General features: G+C 56.3%; 19 protein-coding genes and 1 pseudogene. 10 read left to right on the top strand and 10 right to left on the bottom strand.

All coding sequences use genetic code 11. The annotated features are described in order from the left end of the window. Positions 1–4: 4 nt before the first annotated feature. Both aceE and pdhR read right to left on the bottom strand, forming a co-directional pair. The gene (gene aceE, locus CW267_RS08070) at positions 5–2,668 is read right to left on the bottom strand and encodes a pyruvate dehydrogenase (acetyl-transferring), homodimeric type (RefSeq protein ID WP_008807412.1); all 2,664 of its coding nucleotides are present in this window, start codon (positions 2,666–2,668) and stop codon (positions 5–7) included. 137 nt (positions 2,669–2,805) lie between these two features. Continuing rightward, entirely contained in the window at positions 2,806–3,585 is a 780-nt protein-coding gene (gene pdhR, locus CW267_RS08065; protein ID WP_002888699.1) for a pyruvate dehydrogenase complex transcriptional repressor PdhR, read from the bottom strand. 644 nt (positions 3,586–4,229) lie between these two features. On the opposite strand from pdhR, the gene aroP reads away from it, so the two are divergent. From aroP to CW267_RS08050, 3 genes are all read left to right on the top strand, one after another. After that, a complete protein-coding gene (aroP, locus tag CW267_RS08060) occupies positions 4,230–5,600 on the top strand; it encodes an aromatic amino acid transporter AroP (protein ID WP_008807413.1) in 1,371 nt (456 codons plus the stop codon). Positions 5,601–5,784: 184 nt separating this feature from the next. Continuing rightward, complete coding sequence (locus CW267_RS08055; RefSeq protein ID WP_100781229.1) at positions 5,785–7,191, top strand: glycoside-pentoside-hexuronide (GPH):cation symporter; 1,407 nt, start codon at positions 5,785–5,787, stop codon at positions 7,189–7,191. Beyond that, positions 7,191–8,141 (top strand): family 43 glycosylhydrolase, encoded by a 951-nt coding sequence (locus CW267_RS08050; RefSeq protein ID WP_022066122.1) that lies wholly within the window; start codon positions 7,191–7,193, stop codon positions 8,139–8,141. The genes CW267_RS08055 and CW267_RS08050 overlap by 1 nt, the downstream gene beginning before the upstream one ends. Before the next feature lie 119 nt (positions 8,142–8,260). Here the strand turns inward: CW267_RS08050 and ampE are convergent, their stop codons facing one another. Both ampE and ampD read right to left on the bottom strand, forming a co-directional pair. Further along, complete coding sequence (gene ampE / locus CW267_RS08045) at positions 8,261–9,115, bottom strand: beta-lactamase regulator AmpE (protein WP_012542846.1); 855 nt, start codon at positions 9,113–9,115, stop codon at positions 8,261–8,263. Next, positions 9,112–9,675 (bottom strand): 1,6-anhydro-N-acetylmuramyl-L-alanine amidase AmpD, encoded by a 564-nt coding sequence (gene ampD, locus CW267_RS08040; protein WP_008807417.1) that lies wholly within the window; start codon positions 9,673–9,675, stop codon positions 9,112–9,114. The genes ampE and ampD overlap by 4 nt, the downstream gene beginning before the upstream one ends. 133 nt (positions 9,676–9,808) lie before the next feature. Here ampD and nadC point away from each other — a divergent pair, with 133 nt between their 5' ends. The 4 genes and pseudogenes from nadC to hofC all read left to right on the top strand — a co-directional run bounded on the left by nadC (position 9,809) and on the right by hofC (position 13,907). After that, the gene (gene nadC / locus CW267_RS08035; protein ID WP_002888684.1) at positions 9,809–10,702 is read left to right on the top strand and encodes a carboxylating nicotinate-nucleotide diphosphorylase; all 894 of its coding nucleotides are present in this window, start codon (positions 9,809–9,811) and stop codon (positions 10,700–10,702) included. A 181-nt stretch (positions 10,703–10,883) separates the two neighbouring features. Next, positions 10,884–11,315, top strand: a complete 432-nt coding sequence (ppdD, locus tag CW267_RS08030) for a prepilin peptidase-dependent pilin (RefSeq protein WP_008807418.1) — start codon at positions 10,884–10,886, stop codon at positions 11,313–11,315. Positions 11,316–11,325: 10 nt separating this feature from the next. Continuing rightward, positions 11,326–12,712, top strand: a pseudogene (gene gspE / locus CW267_RS08025) (type II secretion system protein GspE). Then, on the top strand, positions 12,702–13,907 hold the full coding sequence (gene hofC / locus CW267_RS08020) for a protein transport protein HofC (protein WP_100781230.1): 1,206 nt from the start codon (positions 12,702–12,704) through the stop codon (positions 13,905–13,907). The pseudogene gspE and the gene hofC overlap by 11 nt, the downstream one beginning before the upstream one ends. Before the next feature lie 36 nt (positions 13,908–13,943). Here hofC and CW267_RS08015 read toward each other — a convergent pair whose 3' ends face one another. Further along, positions 13,944–14,987, bottom strand: a complete 1,044-nt coding sequence (locus tag CW267_RS08015) for a GMP reductase (RefSeq protein WP_012542849.1) — start codon at positions 14,985–14,987, stop codon at positions 13,944–13,946. A gap of 343 nt (positions 14,988–15,330) precedes the next feature. On the opposite strand from CW267_RS08015, the gene coaE reads away from it, so the two are divergent. Genes coaE through yacG form a run of 3 tightly spaced genes read left to right on the top strand, consistent with a single transcriptional unit; the run spans position 15,331 to position 16,898 of the window. Further along, a complete protein-coding gene (gene coaE / locus CW267_RS08010) occupies positions 15,331–15,951 on the top strand; it encodes a dephospho-CoA kinase (protein ID WP_016160296.1) in 621 nt (206 codons plus the stop codon). Next, entirely contained in the window at positions 15,951–16,694 is a 744-nt protein-coding gene (gene zapD, locus CW267_RS08005) for a cell division protein ZapD (protein WP_008807424.1), read from the top strand. Before coaE ends, zapD begins: the two co-directional genes overlap by 1 nt. 9 nt (positions 16,695–16,703) lie before the next feature. Then, entirely contained in the window at positions 16,704–16,898 is a 195-nt protein-coding gene (gene yacG, locus CW267_RS08000; RefSeq protein ID WP_008807425.1) for a DNA gyrase inhibitor YacG, read from the top strand. A gap of 52 nt (positions 16,899–16,950) precedes the next feature. On the opposite strand, the gene mutT is transcribed toward yacG, so the two are convergent. From mutT to ftsZ, 5 genes are all read right to left on the bottom strand, one after another. After that, complete coding sequence (gene mutT / locus CW267_RS07995; RefSeq protein WP_049152095.1) at positions 16,951–17,343, bottom strand: 8-oxo-dGTP diphosphatase MutT; 393 nt, start codon at positions 17,341–17,343, stop codon at positions 16,951–16,953. 57 nt (positions 17,344–17,400) lie between these two features. Next, positions 17,401–20,106, bottom strand: a complete 2,706-nt coding sequence (gene secA / locus CW267_RS07990) for a preprotein translocase subunit SecA (protein WP_049152093.1) — start codon at positions 20,104–20,106, stop codon at positions 17,401–17,403. Positions 20,107–20,168: 62 nt separating this feature from the next. Continuing rightward, positions 20,169–20,666 carry a secA translation cis-regulator SecM gene (secM, locus tag CW267_RS07985; RefSeq protein ID WP_049245540.1) on the bottom strand — a complete coding sequence of 166 codons (498 nt, stop codon included), beginning with the start codon at positions 20,664–20,666 and terminating at the stop codon, positions 20,169–20,171. 323 nt (positions 20,667–20,989) lie between these two features. Then, positions 20,990–21,907: a UDP-3-O-acyl-N-acetylglucosamine deacetylase gene (gene lpxC / locus CW267_RS07980; protein WP_002888632.1), complete on the bottom strand. Its 918-nt coding sequence runs from the start codon at positions 21,905–21,907 to the stop codon at positions 20,990–20,992. Positions 21,908–22,007: 100 nt separating this feature from the next. Then, positions 22,008–23,159, bottom strand: a complete 1,152-nt coding sequence (ftsZ, locus tag CW267_RS07975) for a cell division protein FtsZ (protein ID WP_002888628.1) — start codon at positions 23,157–23,159, stop codon at positions 22,008–22,010. Between the last annotated feature and the right edge of the window lie 27 nt (positions 23,160–23,186).

Raw genomic sequence — 23,186 nt, 5'->3', positions numbered from 1 at the left:
CCTCTTACGCCAGACGCGGGTTAACTTTTTCTGCATCGATGTCGAATTTCGCGATAGCGTCAGCCACCACTTTCTTATCGATTTCACCACGTTTAGCCAGTTCGCCCAGCGCTGCAACGACCACATAGGAAGCATCGACTTCGAAGTGGTGACGCAGGTTTTCACGGCTGTCGGAACGACCGAAGCCATCGGTACCCAGTACGCGGTAATCATCAGCCGGTACATAAGTACGAACCTGCTCAGCGAACAGTTTCATATAGTCAGTGGATGCCACGGCCGGAGCGTCGTTCATTACCTGAGCGATATACGGCACGCGCGGGGTTTCCAGCGGGTGCAGCATGTTCCAGCGTTCGCAATCCTGGCCATCACGCGCCAGTTCGGTGAAGGAGGTGACGCTATACACGTCAGAGCCCACGCCGTAGTCTTTCGCCAGGATCTGCGCTGCTTCACGAACGTGACGCAGGATAGAACCGGAGCCCAGCAGCTGAACTTTACCTTTGCTACCTTCGATGGTTTCGAGTTTGTAGATACCTTTACGGATACCTTCCTCGGCGCCTTCCGGCATGGCCGGCATGTGGTAGTTTTCGTTCAGCGTAGTGATGTAGTAGTAAACGTTCTCTTGTTTCTCACCGTACATACGCTCCAGGCCATCATGCATGATGACAGCCACTTCGTATGCATAGGACGGATCGTAAGAGATACAGTTCGGGATAGTCAGCGACTGAATATGGCTGTGGCCATCTTCGTGCTGCAGACCTTCGCCGTTCAGCGTTGTACGACCGGAAGTACCACCGATCAGGAAGCCGCGAGCCTGCTGGTCGCCTGCCTGCCAGCACAGGTCGCCGATACGCTGGAACCCGAACATCGAGTAGTAGATGTAGAACGGGATCATCGGCAGGTTGTTGGTGCTGTAAGAAGTCGCCGCAGCCAGCCAGGATGCGCCTGCGCCCAGCTCGTTGATCCCTTCCTGCAGGATCTGGCCTTTCTCGTCTTCTTTGTAGTAAGCAACCTGCTCACGGTCCTGCGGGGTGTACTGCTGGCCGTTCGGGCTGTAAATACCGATCTGACGGAACAGACCTTCCATACCGAAAGTACGCGCTTCGTCGGCGATAATCGGCACGAGGCGGTCTTTGATGGATTTGTTCTTCAGCATCACGTTCAGGGCACGAACAAATGCGATAGTGGTAGAGATCTCTTTATTCTGCTCTTCCAGCAGCGGAGCGAAATCTTCCAGCGTCGGCAGCTCCAGCTTCTCAGAGAAGTTCGGCTGACGGCTCGGCAGATAGCCGTGCAGTTTCTGGCGCTGAGCGTGCAGATAGGTGTGCTCTTCGGAACCTTCCGGGAAGGTGACGTACGGCAGTTTTTCGAGATCGGCATCGGCAACCGGCACGTTGAAACGATCGCGGACGTAACGAACGCCGTCCATGTTCATTTTCTTAACCTGGTGGGCGATGTTCTTACCTTCAGCGGTGTCACCCATGCCGTAACCTTTAATGGTATGGGCGAGGATTACGGTCGCTTTGCCTTTGGTTTCCTGCGCTTTTTTCAGTGCAGCGTAAACTTTCTTCGGATCGTGGCCGCCGCGGTTCAGGGCCCAAATCTGCTCGTCAGTCCAGTCGGCAACCAGCGCCGCGGTCTCCGGATATTTACCGAAGAAGTGCTCGCGCACATATGCGCCGTCTTTGGATTTGAAGGTCTGGTAATCGCCGTCAACGGTTTCTTCCATCAGCTGGATCAGCTTACCGCTGGTGTCTTTACGCAGCAGCTCATCCCAACGACCGCCCCAGATAACCTTGATAACGTTCCAGCCAGCGCCCGCGAAGATGCCTTCCAGTTCGTTGATGATTTTGCCGTTACCCGTTACCGGGCCATCAAGACGCTGCAGGTTACAGTTGATAACGAAGACCAGGTTGTCCAGCTTCTCGCGGGTGGCGATGGTGATCGCACCTTTAGATTCCGGCTCGTCCATCTCACCGTCGCCCAGGAAAGCATAAACGGTTTGTTTGGAGGTGTCTTTCAGACCACGGTGTTCCAGATATTTCAGGAATTTAGCCTGATAAATTGCCCCGATTGGGCCCAGACCCATAGAAACGGTCGGGAACTGCCAGAATTCCGGCATCAGTTTCGGGTGCGGATAAGAGGACAGACCTTTACCGTGAACTTCCTGACGGAAATTGTTCATCTGCTCTTCAGTCAGACGACCTTCCAGGAAAGCACGCGCATACACGCCCGGAGAGATGTGGCCCTGGAAGTACACCAGATCGCCGCCATCCTGCTCGTTGCGTGCGCGGAAGAAGTGGTTGAAGCACACTTCGTAGAAGGTTGCGGAAGACTGGAAGGAAGCCATGTGGCCGCCCAGTTCGAGATCTTTTTTCGATGCGCGCAGAACGGTCATGATCGCGTTCCAGCGGATCGCAGAACGGATACGACGTTCCAGATCCAGATTACCCGGGTATTCCGGTTCATCTTCAACGGCAATAGTGTTGACGTAACCGCCGGTCGATGCGCCAGCAGCCACTTTCACCCCGCCTTTGCGGGCTTCAGAAAGGAGTTGGTCAATAAGATACTGAGCACGCTCAACACCTTCTTCACGGATGACCGATTCGATCGCCTGTAGCCAGTCGCGAGTTTCGATCGGATCCACGTCATTTGGTAAACGTTCTGACATGGGGGGTATTCCTTATCTATCTAATCGTTGATTAATCTGGAACCTGTCCCATTGAACTCTTCGTTCTTCACCTTTGAACAACCAAAAATTCAATAAGACAGGTTCTGCGTTTAGTTGCCGCGCTCTAAAAATGGCGCTTAAGAACCGGAGTTCTCGTCCTTTCGTTGCTGTAAACGACGCAGTGAGCGCTCTCTACGACTCTGCTCACGGCTACGGTCCAGCAAAATTTCCTCAATGAACGCCAGGTGACGGTGCGACGCCTCACGCGCCTGCTCCGGCTCCCCGGCCATTATCGCCTCGAAAATGCGAGTACGATGGTTGCTGACCAACGGGAGCATTTCCCGGCGGGCATACAGCAATTCAAAGTTCTGACGAACGTTTTGTGCCAGCATCGGCTCCATACACCTTAGCAGATGGAGCAAAACCACATTGTGTGCCGCCTCGGTGACGGCGATTTGATACTGGACGACGGCGCCGGACTCAGCGTCCAGATCGCCCGACTGCTGCGCCCGTTCAATGGCCTGATGCAGCTCGCGGATACGATCGCGATCTTCATCATTGCTGCGCAGCGCCGCGTAATAAGCCGCGATGCCTTCCAGCGCGTGACGGGTCTCAAGCAGATCGAATTGGGATTCAGGGTGATCGGACAGCAGCTCGACCAGCGGATCGCTGAAGCTCTGCCACAGGCGGCTCTGAACAAACGTTCCACCTCCCTGACGACGAAGCAACAAGCCCTTGGCTTCGAGGCGTTGAATCGCCTCACGCAGCGAGGGGCGGGAAACGTCGAACTGCTTAGCCAGTTCGCGTTCGGGCGGAAGTTTTTCACCGGGGCGCAAGGTCCCCTCAAGGATCAGAAACTCCAGCTGCTGCTCTATCACATCGGATAATTTTGGTTGGCGGATTTTGCTGTAGGCCATATTCCCTGTCTCTGCCATTAGCCCGGAGTCAATTGGTCTTACCAATTTAAAGTTCGTAGCGCTAAAGTAACAAAGTATTCACCTTCTGTCCATACAGGTTTTGATTGAAATCAGTAAACCGCGGACATTTTAACAACCTTACAGAAATAACATTTCAGAAATGTAACCTTGCACAAATGTTACGTTTACTCACAAAGGGGTAGCGTTAACTTTATGGAAACGAAAAATTACGCTATCTGAACCGATTCAACTGCGCCATAGATGAATAAAAAATCAAATTAACAGAATAAATAACCACTCATAGGTAATGCGATGGAATAATACTGAATGTGTCTATTGATGTCTTTTTAGACACATCGTCATCATCCCTTCATAAAGCAGGTGCATTCGGTCGCGCTTAACACTATTCTCCCTCAGACGAAAGGCCTTTTTTTGAATTACCACACCGCCTTCCGTAAACAAAACAATACAGAAACGGAAGTCGCTAAATACACAAACACAACAATATGTGCGCGCCATCACTCAGGTAAAAAGTGGGCCACTTCGCCCAAATTTTCGCTGGCTATGCTTTCTGGCAGGGACAGCAGAGAAGCAGCAACCTGACGGATGACGTACACAAAAAATAACCACACACGAGGTTTCATATGGAAGGTCAACAGCACGGCGATCGGCTGAAGCGCGGCCTGAAAAACCGCCACATTCAGCTTATCGCGCTGGGCGGGGCTATCGGCACCGGCCTGTTTCTGGGAAGCGCGTCCGTCATTCAGTCCGCCGGCCCGGGTATCATTCTTGGTTACGCGATTGCCGGCTTTATCGCCTTTCTGATCATGCGTCAGTTGGGTGAGATGGTGGTGGAAGAGCCGGTAGCAGGTTCGTTCAGCCACTTCGCATATAAATACTGGGGCGGCTTTGCCGGCTTCGCTTCCGGCTGGAACTACTGGGTGTTGTATGTCCTGGTGGCCATGGCGGAACTCACCGCCGTCGGCAAATATATCCAGTTCTGGTGGCCGGAAATCCCGACCTGGGCCTCTGCGGCGGTCTTCTTCATCGCTATCAACGCCATTAACCTGACCAACGTGAAAGTGTTCGGGGAAATGGAGTTCTGGTTCGCGATTATCAAAGTGGTCGCCGTGGTGGCGATGATTCTGTTCGGCGGCTGGCTGCTGTTCAGCGGTAACGGCGGCCCGCAGGCGACGGTACGTAACCTGTGGGATCAGGGTGGCTTCCTGCCGCACGGCTTTACCGGACTGGTAATGATGATGGCGATCATCATGTTCTCCTTCGGCGGTCTGGAGCTGGTGGGGATCACCGCGGCGGAAGCGGATAATCCTGAGCAAAGCATTCCGAAAGCCACCAACCAGGTTATCTACCGTATCCTGATCTTCTATGTTGGCTCGCTGGCGGTGCTGCTCTCCCTGCTGCCGTGGACCCGCGTGACCGCGGACACCAGCCCATTCGTCCTGATTTTCCATGAGCTTGGCGATACGCTGGTGGCAAATGCCCTTAACGTCGTGGTGCTGACGGCGGCTCTGTCGGTTTATAACAGCTGCGTCTACTGCAACAGCCGTATGCTGTTCGGCCTTGCCCAGCAGGGTAACGCGCCGAAAGCGCTGCTCAGCGTCGACAAACGCGGCGTGCCGGTGAATACCATCCTCGTCTCGGCCCTGGTGACCGCGCTGTGCGTACTGATAAACTACCTGGCGCCGGAATCCGCCTTCGGCCTGTTGATGGCGCTGGTGGTCTCGGCCCTGGTTATCAACTGGGCGATGATCAGCCTGGCGCATATGAAATTCCGTCGCGCCAAACAGCAGCAGGGGGTCACCACTCGCTTCCCTGCCCTCTTCTACCCGCTGGGTAACTGGGTGTGCCTGCTGTTTATGGCGGCAGTGCTGGTGATTATGCTGATGACCCCGGGGATGGCGATTTCCGTTTGGCTGATCCCGGTATGGATTGCGGTGCTGGGCGTGGGCTATCTGTTTAAACAGAAAGCCGCCGCCACCATAAAAGCACAATAATACATCTCATAAATATTTCTCTTTGCTCTGCGCCCCTCCCTGAATAACGGGCGCAGAGCATTGTTATCTGCTTCACACTTTCCCCTCCATAGCTGATATATCCATATCGTTAACGAGTTCCTGCAACGTATTTCCCTCGATAGCAGCCAATAATTCTCTCCATACTGCAACGGAGAGACCGCACATGGCAGACAATAGACTATCAATAAAGGAAAAGATTGGTTACGGGATGGGTGATGCCGGATGCAATATCATATTTGGCGCCATCATGCTGTTTGTTAACTATTTTTATACCGATATCTTCGGCCTGGCGCCGGCGCTGGTCGGCGTACTGCTGTTGTCGGTGCGCATCATCGATGCGGTGACCGATCCGATTATGGGCGCCCTTGCCGACCGTACCCGCAGTAAATATGGCCGCTTTCGTCCATGGCTACTGTGGATTGCCTTCCCCTACGCCCTGTTCAGCGTGCTGATGTTCACTACTCCTGAGTGGACCTATAACAGCAAAGTTATCTATGCGTTCGTGACCTACTTTCTGCTGTCGGTGACCTATACCGCGATTAACATCCCCTACTGCTCGCTGGGAACGGTGATGACCGCTGATCCGAAAGAACGCGTTGCCTGCCAGTCCTATCGTTTTGTGATGGTGGGTATCGCCACGCTGCTGCTGTCATTGACGCTGCTGCCAATGGCCGACTGGTTCGGCGGCGCCGATAAAGCGAAGGGCTACCAGATGGCGATGACCGTGCTGGCCTTTATCGGCATGTGTATGTTCCTGTTCTGCTTCGCTACCGTGCGTGAACGCATACACCCGGCGGTGCAGACGAATGATGAACTGAAAAAAGACCTCAAAGACGTGTGGAAAAATGACCAGTGGGTGCGCATCCTGCTGCTCACGCTGTGCAACGTCTGCCCGGGCTTTATTCGCATGGCCGCCACCATGTATTACGTCACCTGGGTGATGGGACAAAGCACCCATTTTGCCACCCTGTTTATCAGCCTCGGCGTGGTCGGGATGATGATTGGCAGCATGCTGGCGAAAGTCCTCACCGACCGCTGGTGCAAACTGCAGGTTTTCTTCTGGACCAACATCGTGCTGGCGATTTTCTCCTGCGCCTTCTATTTCTTTAATCCGCACGCCACCACGCTGATTATGGTGCTCTACTTCCTGCTCAACATCCTGCATCAGATCCCCTCTCCGCTGCACTGGTCGCTGATGTCCGACGTTGACGACTATGGCGAGTGGAAAACCGGTAAGCGCATCACCGGCATTAGCTTCTCCGGCAATCTGTTCTTCCTCAAGGTCGGCCTGGCGGTCGCCGGAGCAATGGTAGGTTTCCTGCTGTCATGGTACGGCTACGACGCCGGCGCGAAAGCGCAAAGCGCCTCCGCCCTCAACGGCATCGTGCTCCTATTCTCGGTCATCCCCGGCGTCGGCTATCTGATCACCGCCGGCGTGGTGCGCCTGCTGAAGGTTGACCGCACCCTGATGCGCCAGATTCAAAGCGATTTAGAGAAGCGCCGCAGCAACTACAGCGAGCTGAACGAATACCAGGAACTGAAAACCAGTGAACACGTAAGGAAAGCCTGATGAACAACTGGCCAAACCCCTTTATTGAACAGCGCGCAGACCCCTTTATTCTGCGCCACCTTAATCACTACTACTTTATTGCCTCGGTACCGGAATATGACCGGCTGGAGATCCGGCGCGCGGCCACCCTTGAAGGATTGCGCGATGCTGAGCCGGTAGTGGTCTGGCGCGCGCCGCAAAGCGGGCCGATGAGCCAGCTGATTTGGGCGCCGGAGCTGCATGAAATAGACGGTAAGTGGTATATCTATTTTGCCGCCACCCATACTCACGATCTGGATGCGCTGGGGATGTTCCAGCATCGCATGTTCGTTCTCGAGTGCGCCGACAACGATCCGCTGACCGGTCGCTGGCAGGAAAAAGGCCAGGTGGTCACGCCTTTCGATACCTTCGCCCTCGATGCCACTACTTTTATCCATCAGGGCAAACGCTGGTATCTGTGGGCGCAAAAATCCCCGCATATCGAAGGCAACTCAAACTTATATCTTGCTGAAATGGCCAACCCGTGGACGCTAAAAGGCGAGCCGGTCATGCTGAGCAAGCCGGAGTTCGACTGGGAGTGCCGGGGATTTAAGGTCAACGAAGGTCCTGCGGTGCTGGTGCATGGCGATAAGCTGTTCATCAGCTATTCCGCCAGCGCCACCGATGAAAACTACTGCATGGGGTTACTCTGGATCGATCTGCAGGCCGATCCGCTGCAGCCGACGAACTGGCATAAAGCCCCGCAGCCGGTCTTTCGTACCAGCTATGAAAACCGCCAGTATGGCCCGGGCCATAATAGTTTTACCCAAACGCCGGAAGGGGAAGATGTGCTGGTGTATCACGCGCGGAATTACACCGAGATAGAAGGCGATCCACTGTATGACCCCAATCGCCATACGCGGTTAAAACTCGTCAGCTGGAGGGAGGACGGGATGCCCGACTTCGGCATCCCGCCGGCGGATACGCTGTAGCGGTTCGGAATGAAGCCCGCTGACGCGGTTCTGCAGGCCGGGTCAGGCGAAGCCGCCACCCGGCAGCAAGAGTCCCGCAGGTGCATGCATCGTGGCAGGCTGAACGCGGGCTCAGGCCGTTAAACCAGGGTGCCGTAAATCGTCAGCAGCGCCATGATCACCACCACCACCAGCGAGGTTTTCTTGGCCATCGACACCGCGGCCTTCGGGGTCGCCACTTTATCCACGTGCGGTTCACGAGCCAGGGAATACTGCGCCAGGCGGGTCAATACCTGATACTGCGATGAATGGCGGTCGCCTAACGATGCAAACCACGCCGGGAGCGCTTTCTCTCCATGCCCCACCAGAGCATAGACAACCCCCACCAGACGCACCGGCAGCCAGTCCACGATATGCAAGAGACCATCGATCCCAGACTGCAAACGGTGATGCGGCGTCTGGTAGCGCGCCAGCCACGTCTGCCAGGCGCGCAGTACGCTGTAAGCGATAAGCGTCAGCGGCCCCCACGCGCCCCCCACCACAAACCAGAAAAGCGGCGCCAGGTAATATCGATAGTTAATCCACAGCAGCGCATTTTGCAGCTCACTCAGATATTCACGCTCATCGCAGCCCGGCGGTACGCCGTGGATCAGCGTCAGCTCGCTGGCCATGGCATCGCAGGCGCGACTGTCATTGCGCGACGCCGCTTTCAGATAGGCATGATAATGCAGCCGAACCTTGCCTGCCCCGATGCACAACAGGCCCAGCAAGATCCAGAACACCAGCAGAGGTACGTTAAATAGCTGCCCCTGCAGCAGGCGCTGAATGAGATACACCACCGCGACAGCCACCACCGTCATCAGCAGCGTGCCCAGCAGCGAAAAATGTTTTATCCGGCGGAACACCACCTCCAGCCGATGATCAAGCTGCCAGTGTTCGCCCAGCTTAAACAGCCGTTCGGCGATAAGCACCAGCAGCGTCGTAAACAGCGTCATGATGTCTCCTTATCTGACGGCGCACTGAGTAGCGCCCGGAATTTTATCCAGTCAAAGGCCGGTCCTGGATCGGTTTTCCGCACGGGCGCGATATCGCTGTGGCCCGCGATGTTTTCGGCGATAGCCGGGTAAATCGTGATCAGTAGTTCCGTCACCGCCGCCAGCTGCTGGTACTGCGCATCGGTATACGCCAGGGTATCCGTGCCTTCCAGCTCAATGCCAATGGAAAAGTCATTGCAGCGTTCTCGCCCCTGATAGCAGGAGACCCCCGCATGCCACGCACGCTTATCGAAAGGCACATACTGCACGATTTCGCCATCACGGCGAATCAGACAATGTGCCGAAACGCGCAGATGAGCAATCTCGGCAAAGAAAGGATGCGCATGGGGATCCAGGGTGCCAGTGAACAGCGCATCAATCCACGGACCACCAAATTCACCCGGTGGCAGGCTAATGTTATGCACCACCAGTAAGGAAGGGGCTTCTTCATCCGGACGGCAGTCATGGTGCGGCGAGGGAACCCGACGCGCGCCGACCAGCCATCCCTCGTTCAACTGCATGCGGGATCTCCTTTCGCGAACTCATGCTTCCGGGCCACACGCCGGCCCAAAGGATGAAGTGTGTATGGTACTGAAACGTCGTTCAGGTTAGCATGTTTCCCACTTCTGAATCTTATCTATCTGGAGCTTTATCATGTCGCCTCGTCGTTACAACCCCGACCGCCGCCGTGACGTGCTGCTGGAACGTATTAACCTCGATATTACCGATGCTGTCGCACACTCCCTGCGGGAAGATTTGGGCGGCGAAGTCGACGCCAACAACGATATTAGCGCGCAATTATTGCCGCAGGATGCACGCTCCCATGCGGTGGTCATTACCCGCGAAGATGGCGTCTTCTGTGGCAAACGCTGGGTGGAAGAGGTCTTTATTCAGCTCGCCGGTGACGACGTGAATATCACCTGGCACGTGGCCGACGGCGATGCGGTCAAAGCCGACCAGCCGCTGTTCGAGCTGGAAGGCCCGTCGCGTATTCTGCTCACCGGCGAACGCACGGCGCTGAACTTTGTGCAAACTCTCTCCGGTGTCGCCAGCGTCGTCCGTCGCTACGTCGACCTGCTGGCCGGCACCAAAACCCAACTTCTGGATACCCGTAAAACGCTGCCAGGACTGCGTACCGCGCTGAAATACGCGGTACTCTGCGGCGGCGGCGCCAACCACCGCCTGGGCCTGTTCGACGCTTTCCTGATTAAAGAAAACCATATCATCGCCTCCGGCTCGATCCGTCAGGCGGTGGAAAAGGCGTTCTGGCTACATCCTGATGTGCCGGTGGAAGTGGAAGTGGAAACCCTGGATGAGCTGGAGCAGGCGTTAAAAGCCGGGGCGGACATCATTATGCTCGATAACTTCACCACCGACCTGATGCGCGAGGCGGTGAAAATCACCGCAGGCCAGGCGGCGCTGGAGGTCTCCGGTAACGTTACCTTCGACACCATCCGCGAATTTGCCGACACCGGCGTCGACTATATCTCCGTCGGCGCCCTGACCAAACATGTGCAGGCGCTCGACCTGTCGATGCGTTTTCGCTAAGTAATTGGCCTTCACGCTGCCGGGCGTGAGGGCCTGATTTTGCGAGCCGACTCGCAGCCGTTCATGCCCACCATGTAAGCAAAGTAAAAACCCTGGAATCTGGTTTCCCGGATTGTTTTCGCCTCCTCGCCTGGTATCCCAAATCCCGTCACAGTGCTCCTGTCACAACAAGGAGCGACTTATGGATAAACAACGTGGTTTCACCCTGATTGAACTGATGGTGGTCATTGGGATCATCGCTATTCTCAGTGCCATTGGCATCCCGGCCTACCAGAACTACCTGCGTAAAGCCGCCCTCACCGACCTGCTGCAGACCTTTGTCCCTTACCGGACGGCCATAGAACTTTGCGCGCTCGATCATGGCGGCCTGACGGTATGTGACGGCGGCAGCAACGGCATTCCCTCGCCGACAACCACTCGCTACCTCTCCGCCATGAGCGTGGCCAAAGGGGTCGTCACCCTCACCGGCCAGGAGAGTCTGAACGGACTGGGCGTCACCCTGACGCCGACCTGGGATAACGCCGAGGGCGTCACTGGCTGGCAGCGCGTCTGCACTATCACCGGCAACAGCGCCCTTCAGCAGGCCTGCGAAGACGTCTTCCGGGTGAAGTAAGGGCAAACACATGAAAACAGAACAGCTGATCCCTCTCTGTCGCCGCTATCACGCCATGTTGCTGCATAGCGACGAGCAGACAATAGCCATTGCGGTGGTCGATACCCCCACCGGCGGAGCTGATGGAGGCGCTGCGCTTCGCGACGCAAAAGCGAATCGATATTGAATGCTGGAGCCAGGAACAGATGGACAAGCGTCTGCAGGCCCAGGAAAAGCAGGCGCAACTGGCGCAAAACGCGGGGCCGGAAAATATCGCCGAACGGGTCAACCAGATCCTCGAACAGGCTCTGCGTCAGCGGGCGTCCGATATTCATATCGAACCCACGGAAACGCATTTACGCATCCGCCTGCGGGTCGATGGCGTCCTCCATGCCCTGCCGTTGCTGGCCCCCGAGCTGGCGGCACCGATTATTGCGCGACTCAAGGTCATGGCCAGTCTCGATATCGCCGAGCATCGTTTACCACAGGATGGTCAGTTCGCGCTGAACCTCGGCGGACGACCGCTCTCCTTTCGCATCGCCACTCTACCCTGCCGCTATGGCGAAAAAATTGTCCTGCGTCTTCTGCATCAGGTTGACCAGGCCCTGGATCTGGAGGCCCTCGGACTCTCCTCTTCCCAGCTGGCGGCTTTTCGCCAGGCGCTTAATCAGCCGCAGGGTCTACTGCTGGTCACCGGCCCGACCGGAAGCGGTAAAACGGTGACCCTCTACAGCGCCCTGCAGGCCAGAAACCGGGAGCAAGTGAACATCTGTAGCGTCGAGGATCCGCTGGAGATCCCCATCGCCGGGATGAATCAGACGCAAATTAATCCGCGTTCCGGGCTCACCTTTCACAGCGTACTCCGCGCCCTGTTACGCCAGGATCCGGATATTGTCATGGTAGGCGAGATTCGTGACGCCGAGACCGCTGAAATAGCCCTGAAAGCCGCCCAGACCGGCCATCTGGTGCTTTCCACCCTGCACACCAACTCCACCAGCGAAACCCTCACCCGCCTGCAGCAGATGGGCATCGCCCGCTGGATGATATCTTCAGCGCTCTCGCTGGTTATCGCCCAGCGCCTGGTCCGCAAGCTGTGCCCCCACTGTCGGCGCAATGTCGGTAGCGCCGCCGACCTGCCGCACAGCCTGTGGCCACGCCCGCTGCCGCGCTGGCAGGCGGCTGGCTGCGATCACTGTTATCACGGTTATCACGGCAGGCTGGCGCTGTTTGAGGTCATGCCTGTCACCCCCGGGTTACGCCAGGGAATAGTCCAGGGGCTGAATGCCATTGAAATTGAATCTCTGGCGCGAGCCGCGGGGATGATGACGCTTTTTGAAAGCGGTTGTCAGGCTATCGAACAGGGGCTGACCAGCCTTGAAGAGGTGGTGCGGGTGCTGGGGATCCCCCATGGCGACTAAGCGTCTCTGGCGCTGGCGCGGTATCGATGCGCACGGCGCCCCTTGCCAGGGGATGCTATGGCAAGCCAGTCGTCTGGAGGTGCTGCACGACCTTCAGCAGCAGCGCGTCATGCCGCTGGCCGTGCGCCGCTGTGCAGTGAAGCTGAATCTCTGGCACCCACGCTACAGTAGCGAAACGATCCGTCAGCTCGCCACCCTGCTGCAGGCCGGCCTGCCGCTGGCGGACGGTTTATCTCTGCTGGCGCAGCAGCAACCACACCCGCAATGGCAAGCGCTGCTTGAGTCCCTGGGCCGCGAACTGGTTCAGGGTGTAGCTTTCACTACCGCGCTGGCGCAGTGGCCACAAGCCTTTCCGCCGCTTTATCTGGCGATGATTAGCACCGGCGAACTGACAGGCAAGCTCGATATTTGCTGCCAGCAGCTGGCCAACCAACAGCAGGAGCAGCAGCGGCTCGCCGGCAAGGTCAAAAAAGCGCTGCGTTACCCGCTGATCGTACTCGCCCTGGCGCTGCTGGTGGTGCTGGGGATGCTCTATTTTGTCCTGCCCGAGTTCACCGCCATCTACCAGACGTTCAGTACGCCGCTGCCGCTGTTGACGCGGATGGTCGTTGCGGCAGGCGACATGCTAAGTCGCGGCTGGCCGCTACTGCTGGCCCTTTTCCTGAGCCCGCTGCTGCTCAACCAGCTGGTCCGGCGGCGTAGCGACTGGTTGCTGCGTCGCCAGCGATTGCTGAACGCGCTCCCTCTCATCGGCCCCCTGATCGGCGGCCAACAGCTGAGCCTGATCTTTACCATCCTGGCTTTAACCCAAAGCGCCGGTATTAGCTTTCTGCAGGGTTTGCAAAGTGTTGAAGCAACTCTGTCGTGCCCACTCTGGCGCCAGCGCCTGGCGCAAGCCCGTACGCTGATAGCCCAGGGGGAACCGATTTGGCAGGCGTTAAGCCGGTGCGGCGGTTTTACTCCGCTGTGCCTGCAGCTCATCCGTACGGGTGAAAGCGCGGGGGCGCTGGATCAAATGCTGGAAAATCTGGCGCACCATCATCGAGAGCAAACGCATCAGCGAGCCGACAGTCTGGCTGCGCATCTCGAACCCATCATGCTGGTGATAACCGGTTCACTGGTCGGCATTCTGGTGGTGGCGATGTATTTGCCCGTTTTTCATCTGGGCGATGCCATTGGCGGGGCGGGAGGGTGAGAAACGCTGGCGCAGCACAGGCGCCAGCGAAGCCACTTACAGGCTATTGAATATCCGGTTCTCTTGTTCCTGAACGCGGATAAAGGTCGTCCGTTTGGTCAGCTCTTTCAGACGCGACGCGCCAACATAGGTGCAGGCTGAACGCAGGCCGCCAAGGATATCGCGAGCAGTATTATCCACCGGGCCACGCAGCGGTAGCTTAACGGTTTTACCTTCCGCCGCGCGGTATTTCGCGACACCGCCAACATGGCGCGTCATCGCCGACTCGGAGCTCATGCCATAGAACAGCATGAATTTTTCCCCGTTCTCTTCAACGATGGTTCCGCCGCTCTCTTCATGGCCCGCCAGCATGCCGCCGAGCATCACGAAATCGGCGCCGCCGCCGAAAGCTTTCGCCACATCACCCGGCATGGTGCATCCGCCGTCGCTGATGATCTGGCCGCCCAGGCCGTGCGCCGCATCAGCGCACTCGATCACGGCGGAGAGCTGCGGATAGCCGACGCCAGTTTTGACGCGGGTAGTGCAGACGGAACCCGGGCCAATCCCGACTTTCACAATATCGGCGCCGGAGAGGATCAGCTCTTCGCACATTTCACCGGTGACCACGTTTCCGGCGATAATGGTTTTCTGCGGCCAGGCTTCACGGGCTTTCGCCACAAACTGCACGAAGTGCTCAGAGTAGCCGTTAGCCACGTCGATGCACACAAATTTCAGTTGCGGATTCTGAGAGAGGATCTGTTGCGTCTTTTCGAAATCCGCATCGGAAGTGCCGGTGGAAACCATCACATGCTTGAGGACATCTGCGGATGCGCCCTGTACAAACGCCTGCCATTCCTCAACGGTGTAGTGCTTGTGTACCGCAGTCAGAATACCAAAAGTGGCCAGCGCTTTCGCCATACTGAAGGTGCCGACGGTATCCATGTTGGCCGCAATAATTGGCACACCGGACCAGGTCTGGCCTGAATGTTTGAAAGTGAATTCACGTTCCAGCTCAACATCAGAACGGCTTTTGAGAGTAGAGCGTTTCGGGCGGATAAGAACGTCTTTGAAACCAAGCTTCAGATCTTCTTCAATACGCATGTGCGAATTCCTGGGGTTAATTGCATTATTGTGAGAGCACAACTCCAGTGACGTTATCATACGCACGAATCAGGCCTGCGCAAGACTGCGATTTTCACTTTTTTTACGCTACAATCGTATAAATTTACCTGGTGAATGGAGAAAAAAGCGCTTATGCCTTTCCTCGCCAGCGTATTATTTTTAACCATTTGATTTGCTTGATTAAAAGAAACAGAATAGCGGGCGGCGATCCCGGTTGGCACGTGACTATCACGACATGATCACTATCACCTCTCCGACGTGCGGCCAGTCATCGCTGTCTGAATGCAAAAAATACGAGCAATCCGTTTCAGGGTCAGAAGATATGGGGTACACAGTCGCGTTAACAGGTGGGATCGGCAGCGGTAAAAGCACGGTCGCAGACGCCTTCGCGCAGCTCGGGGTTAACGTTGTTGATGCCGATGTTATCGCCCGCCAGGTGGTCGAACCTGGCACCCCAGCGCTCCAGGCCATCGCCGGCCACTTTGGGTCGCAGATGATTGCCCCCGACGGCACGCTGAACCGCCGCCTGCTGCGGGAAAAAATTTTTGCTCACGTGGAGGATAAAGCCTGGCTTAACGCGCTGTTGCATCCGCTGATCCAGCAGGAAACGCGCCGCCAGATGCAGGCTGCTACCTCCCCTTATCTCCTCTGGGTCGTACCTTTGCTGGTCGAAAACCGCCTGTCCGGTCAGGCCGATCGCGTACTGGTCGTCGATGTGCCAAAAGAAACGCAGATCGAACGCACCATGCTGCGTGACAAGGTCAGCCGCGAACATGCAGAACATATTCTTGCCGCTCAGGCCACGCGCGAGCAGCGCCTGGCCGCCGCGGACGATGTTATTGAAAACACTGGCACGCCGGATGCAGTGGCATCGGATGTTGCCCGCCTGCACGAAAAGTATTTAATGCTGGCATCGCAGGCCGCCTCACAGGAAAACTCGTAATGCATACCCCCGTTCTGTTTGAACATCCTCTTAATGAGAAAATGCGTACCTGGCTGCGCATCGAATTTCTGATCCAGCAAATGGCTTTCCATCCGATGATTGCCACTCATGCCGATGCGCTCCATTTTTTCCGTAACGCCGGCGATCTGTTGGATGTGCTGGAGCGTGGCGAGGTGCGTACCGACCTGGTTAAAGAACTGGAGCGCCAGCAGCGCAAGCTCCAGTCCTGGGCAGAAGTACCGGGCGTCGATCAGGAGCGCATTAACGAACTGCGCCAGCAGCTGAAGCAATCCTCCAGCACCCTGATGGCCGCGCCGCGTATTGGCCAGTTTCTGCGTGAAGATCGCCTGATTGCGCTGGTGCGTCAGCGCCTGAGTATTCCAGGCGGCTGCTGCAGCTTCGATTTACCGACCCTGCATATCTGGCTCCATATGCCACAGGCGCATCGGGACGAGCAGGTGGCCAGCTGGCTCGCCAGCCTCGATCCGCTGATCCAGTCCCTGAACCTGATCCTCGACCTGATCCGTAACTCTGCGCTGTTTCGCAAACAGACCAGCCTCAACGGCTTTTACCAGGATAATGGCGAAGATGCCGATCTGCTACGTCTGCGTCTCGATCTGGCTCACCAGCTGTATCCGCAGATCTCCGGCCATAAGAGCCGTTTCGCTATCCGTTTCCTGCCGCTGGACAGTGAGTATGGGATCGTGCCGGAGCGCTTTGATTTTGAACTGGCCTGCTGCTAAGGAGATAACATGTCTGAAGAGACCATCGTCAACTGCCCGACCTGCGGCAAAAACGTGGTGTGGGGCGAGCAGAGTCCCTTTCGTCCATTCTGCAGCAAGCGCTGTCAGCTGATCGATCTGGGAGAATGGGCCGCAGAAGAGAAACGCATCCCCAGTGCGGGCGATCTCTCCGACAGCGATGACTGGAGCGAGCAGCAGCCCTGATTTACCGGCACGCTAACCCGATAATTATCGGGTTAGCGTTGTAGCCTGACGCTCAGCCCAGGCCGATAAGTTTGTTGATAACCGGTTCATTCGCCGGGGGGAACTCCTCTGGATCCAGTGTCTGACCCGCCATCCACCGTCCCGGTTGCCCTTCTTTGCCCCATGGCTCGCCTTGCCAACTTTCCACAAGGAAAAACCACAGCGTTATATGGCGGTCAGGGAACTGATACTCCAGCTTATCGAATAGCGTTGCAGACCTTACCGTAATTCCAACCTCTTCCTGCAGCTCGCGAATTAGCGCCTGCTCCGGCGTCTCATCAGATTCAATCTTCCCGCCCGGGAACTCCAGCTTATTCGCCATATGGGCATCAGCGGCGCGCTGGGTAATAAAGATTTCGCCTTGCGGATTGCGAATTATCCCGACGGCGATTTGCAGTTTTTTCATTGAATCAGCTCCATAAAAAAGGCGCAGAACTCTGCGCCTTTGTTTTTTTATCAGGCCTTAGCTCAGACGGCCGTGGCACTGTTTATATTTTTTACCGGAACCGCACGGACAGGGATCGTTACGCCCCACTTTACGCTCGCCGGTTTGTGCCGCCAGATCCTCGGCAGCGGCCTCATCGTCGCTCTGATGGCTGAGCTGCTGCATCTGCGCCAGGCGCTCGGCTTCTTCACGACGCTGTTGCTCCATCGCTTCGACTTCTTCCGGCATACGCACCTGGACTTTGCTCAGGGTGCTAATCACTTCATACTTCAGTGACTCCAGCATCGCAGCAAACATAGAGAACGATTCGCGCTTGTACTCCTGCTTCGGATCTTTCTGCGCATAGCCACGCAGATGGATACCCTGACGCAGATAGTCCATCGCTGCCAGGTGCTCTTTCCACAGGGAGTCCAGGGTCTGCAGCATCACACCTTTCTCAAAGTGACGCATCATCTCGGCACCGACCACTTCTTCTTTACGCTGGTAAGTTTCTACCGCGCTCTGCAGAATACGTTCACGCAGGGTCTCTTCATGCAGCTCTGGCTCTTTATCCAGCCACTCTTTGATCGGCAGCTCGAGGTCGAAGTCGTTTTTCAGACGCTCCTGCAGGCCTTCAATATCCCACATCTCTTCCAGCGACTGCGGCGGAATATGCGCATCGATAGTCGCTTTAAAGACGTCTTCGCGGATGCTGTTGATGGTTTCGCTGACATCAGACACGTCCAGCAGTTCGTTACGCTGAGTGTAGATCGCGCGGCGCTGGTCGTTAGCCACATCATCATATTCCAGCAGCTGCTTACGAATATCAAAGTTACGGCTTTCCACTTTACGCTGGGCGTTGGCGATAGCCTTAGTCACCCATGGGTGCTCGATGGCTTCACCCGGTTTCATCCCCAGTTTGCGCATCATGCCGGACACACGATCGGAGGCGAAGATACGCATCAGGGCATCTTCCATCGACAGGTAGAAGCGGGAAGAACCGGCATCACCCTGACGACCCGCACGGCCACGCAGCTGGTTATCGATACGGCGTGATTCATGACGCTCAGTACCGATAATGTGTAGACCGCCTGCGGCCAGAACCGCATCATGGCGCACCTGCCAGTCCGCTTTGATTTTTTCAATCTGTTCCGCCGTCGGATTTTCCAGCGCGGCGACTTCCGCCTGCCAGCTACCGCCGAGCATAATATCGGTACCACGACCCGCCATGTTGGTGGCAATGGTCACCGCTGCCGGATAACCCGCCTGGGCGACGATATCCGCTTCGCTGGCGTGGAACTTGGCGTTCAGTACGTTGTGCTTGATGCCGGCTTTGGTCAGCTCGCGCGAAACTACTTCGGATTTTTCGATCGAGATAGTCCCCACCAGCACCGGCTGGCCGGCAGCGGTGCGGGTTTTAATATCTTCGATAATCGCCTGAATTTTTTCCGCTTCGGTCATATAGACCAGATCCGCCATGTCCTTACGGATCATCGGACGGTTGGTCGGCACGACAACGGTATCCAGCTTATAGATAGAGCTGAATTCGAAGGCTTCGGTATCCGCTGTACCGGTCATCCCCGCCAGTTTCTCGTACAGGCGGAAGTAGTTCTGGAAGGTGATAGAGGCCAGAGTCTGGTTCTCGTTCTGGATCTCCACGCCTTCTTTGGCTTCTACCGCCTGGTGCAGACCATCGGACCAACGGCGGCCTTGCATCGTACGGCCAGTGTGCTCATCGACGATGATAACTTCGCCATCTTTAACGATGTAGTCAACGTCGCGGGTGAACAACGCATGGGCGCGCAGCGCGGCGGTCACGTGGTGCATCAGCATGATGTTGGTCGGGGAGTACAGCGACTCACCTTCTTCCATAATGCCTTCCTGCACCAGCAGCTCTTCGATGAGCACCAGACCGCGTTCGGTCAGGTTAACCTGGCGGGCTTTCTCATCAACAGAGAAGTGGCCTTCACCGGTAAAGGTATCCGAATCCTCTTTTTCCTGACGGATCAGATGCGGGATGATTTTGTTTACCTTACGGTACATTTCAGAGCTGTCTTCCGCCGGACCGGAAATGATCAGCGGGGTACGCGCTTCGTCGATCAGGATGGAGTCCACCTCATCCACCAGCGCATAGTGCAGTTTACGTTGAACGCGCTCTTCCGGGCTGAAGGCCATGTTGTCGCGCAGATAGTCGAAGCCGTATTCGTTGTTGGTACCGTAAGTGATGTCGGCCGCGTAGGCGTCACGCTTCGCCGGCGCCGGCAGACCGGACATATTGATGCCCACGCTCATACCAAGGAATTCGAACAGCGGACGGTTGTTTTCGGCGTCACGCTGCGCCAGATAGTCGTTGACGGTCACCACGTGGACGCCTTTACCGGTCAGCGCGTTGAGGTACGCTGGCAGGGTCGCGGTCAGCGTTTTACCTTCACCAGTACGCATCTCGGCGATGCAGCGATCGTTAAGCACCATACCGCCCAGCAGCTGGACGTCGAAGTGGCGCATGCCAAACACACGCTTACTGGCTTCGCGAACGACGGCAAAGGCTTCCGGGATCAGGTTTTCCAGCACTTCGCCTTTTTCCAGGCGCGCGCGGAATTCAGCAGTTTTCGCTTTCAGCTCGTCATCAGAGAGTTTTTCCATCGCCGGTTCCATACCGTTGATGATATTGACAACTTTGCGCATACGACGCAGCGTACGGTCGTTACGGCTGCCGAAAACCTTAGTTAACATTTTAATAAGCATAATAAAATCTCAAACGCCCCGCGGTGCGGAGTCACAAAAAATAGGATGGTCCGTGGTTATTTTCAGCTGAGACGTTGAGGTCCTGCGCGGATCCCCGCCACCTGGCTAATCCAGGCGCTCACGCGGAAGGCAGAATATGAGGAAGAGATGTAAGCCACCTGGCGGATCACCACCGGCGGCGTGCTGTCCTGGGTCAGCAGCGCGCTGAGCGTATCAAGCAGCGCCAGATGTTGGGCCTGCAGCGGAGAAGTTTCTTCCGCCACCGGCAATGCCTGTGGCGCCATCGCGAAGGAGAGATGACGAATAACGGTGCGAATGGCGTGCTGATGCCAGTAGTCGACGGTAAAGTTCGGCCGACGATTACTCTCCAGCAGCGCCAGCTGAGAGAAGTTAACTTTGCTCGGATTATGGTTGCTGGACGTTGCCTTCGCCGGCGTCGCGGTTTCGTGGCTGTTGCTAAGCGCGGGCAGGCCGAAGCTGGCCGCGACCATCCCCAACAGGAGATGCGGCCAAAAATACCGTCTGCCAAACTGTCGCCAGCGCGTCAGCAATCCACTCACTTTCATTACCTTTCGTTGGTATACCCGTCGTCGTTCAGGCTGCCTCTTAATTAGCGTTTTTTGCAGGACACCCTGACATCCACGGGGTAAAGCAACCCGGAGAAATAATTTTGCGCTCAAATACTAACATTATTACCGCGCTGAGGCAGCATGAATGAAGGCGATTGCCCGGGGAAAACGCTTAATAAAACAGCGAACGCGCGCTAATTATTGCCCGACAATCACTGCGAAAAATAACTGGAAGGGGTTATAAAAGAAAAACGACTGGTTCCCTGGTCGGAGAGAGTACCAGGTTACCAGTCGAATTTACTGAATGGTCAGGCTTACGCCAGAACCATCGACGGTGCGCGGAACGCCATAGGCAGTTTTGCGTCGTCTTCGAAGGTCACATACTCCCAGGCTTCCTGTTTTGCCAGGACCGCCTGCAGCAGTTTGTTATTCAACGCGTGACCCGATTTGTACGCCGTGAATGCGCCGATAATGTTGTGACCACACATAAACAGGTCACCGATCGCATCCAGCATTTTGTGGCGAACAAATTCGTCTTCAAAGCGCAGACCGTCTTCGTTCAGTACGCGATAATCGTCAACAACGATGGCACAATCGAAGCTGCCGCCCAGGCACAGGCCGCGGGACTGCAGATATTCGATATCGCGCATAAAACCGAAGGTACGCGCACGGCTAATCTGACGCATGAACGCATCGGCCGAGAAGTTCAGCGTATAGCGCTGGGTGCTGGCATCAATCGCCGGATGGTTAAAATCGATGGTGAAATCCAGCGAAAAACCATTGTACGGTTTGAATTCAGCCCATTTGTCGCCATCTTCGACGCGAACCGTCTCTTTGATACGAACAAATTTCTTGGCGCAGTTCAGTTCATCGATGCCGGCGTCCAGCAACAGATAAACGAACGGAGCCGCACTGCCGTCCATAATCGGGATTTCCGGCGCATCGACTTCAACAATAATGTTGTCGATACCCAGGCCAGCCAATGCGGCGTTCAGGTGTTCAACCGTAGAAATCCGCACGTCATGCTCATTAACCAGGCAAGTACAGAGCATGGTATCACGCACAGATTTGGCATCAGCCGGAAAATCTACCGGTGGATTCAAGTCGGTGCGACGATAGATGACCCCGGTATTTGCCGGCGCAGGGCGTAACGTCAGTGTGACTTTCTTGCCGGTATGCAAACCGACACCAGTCGCCTGAACGATACGTTTAAGAGTCCTTTGTTTGATCATCGTATAATCTCGCCAATTTACCTATCCAACCGAAGTGTACACCACTATCGGGAGGCCAGTTTAGCACAAAGAGCGCAGATGCCCAACTTCCAGTCGATTCTTAATCGGCTTGCTTACGCAGGAAGGCTGGGATATCCAGATAATCCGGCTCTTTCGCGGTTTGCGGCGTATTGTCGTTCACCACTTTTGCTGCCGGCTTCTGCTCTTGCGTCAGCGGCGACATACCGTGCTGCTGGTAGCGATCCATCACCGGCTGCTGAACCTGTTTGTTGGTCACCAGGGTAATTTCCGGACGCTTGTCCATGCCGATACCAGTCGCCACCACGGTCACGCGCAGCTCGTCGTTCATATCCGGGTCCAGAGAAGTACCGATAACTACGGTCGCGTTATCCGACGCAAAGGCACGGATGGTGTTACCCACGGTTTCGAACTCATCCAGACGCAGGTCGAAGCCCGCAGTGATGTTAACCAGTACGCCGCGCGCGCCGGACAGGTCGATATCTTCCAGCAGCGGAGAAGAGATAGCCATTTCAGCCGCTTCTTCCGCACGGTCTTCACCACTCGCCACGCCGGAGCCCATCATCGCGTAGCCCATTTCTGACATCACGGTACGGACGTCCGCGAAGTCGACGTTCATCAGGCCCGGACGCGTAATCAGTTCGGCGATACCCTGCACCGCGCCTTTCAGTACATCGTTTGCCGCGCCGAACGCGTCGAGCAGAGAAATACCACGGCCGAGTACTTTCAGCAGCTTGTCGTTCGGGATGGTGATCAGTGAGTCAACGTGCTTGGACAGCTCGGTGATCCCCTGCTCAGCAAACGCCATGCGCTTCTTGCCTTCGAAATTAAACGGCTTCGTGACCACCGCAACGGTGAGGATACCCAGATCCTTCGCCACTTCCGCAACCACTGGCGCCGCACCGGTACCGGTACCGCCGCCCATACCTGCCGCGATGAACACCATGTCTGCGCCATCAAGGGCCGCACGCAGCGCTTCGCGGTCTTCGTCCGCCGCATTGCGGCCGACTTCCGGGTTCGCGCCCGCACCCAGACCTTTGGTAATACCGCTACCGATCTGGATAGTCTGGCCAACAGCCGTTTTACGCAGCGCCTGCGCATCGGTGTTCACCGCGAAGAATTCAACACCCTCAATGCGCTCGCGCACCATGTGTTCAACGGCGTTACCGCCGCCGCCACCGACGCCGATGACTTTAATCACCGCGTCGTTGGTCAGTTCCATAGGTTCAAACATAGTTTCTCTCCGTCTTGTGCCTGTCGC

It is taken from the genome of Klebsiella sp. X1-16S-Nf21 (genome assembly GCF_002837615.1).
Classification (GTDB): Bacteria; Pseudomonadota; Gammaproteobacteria; order Enterobacterales; family Enterobacteriaceae; genus Klebsiella; species Klebsiella variicola.
This window is presented reverse-complemented; position numbering and strand designations above follow the sequence as displayed.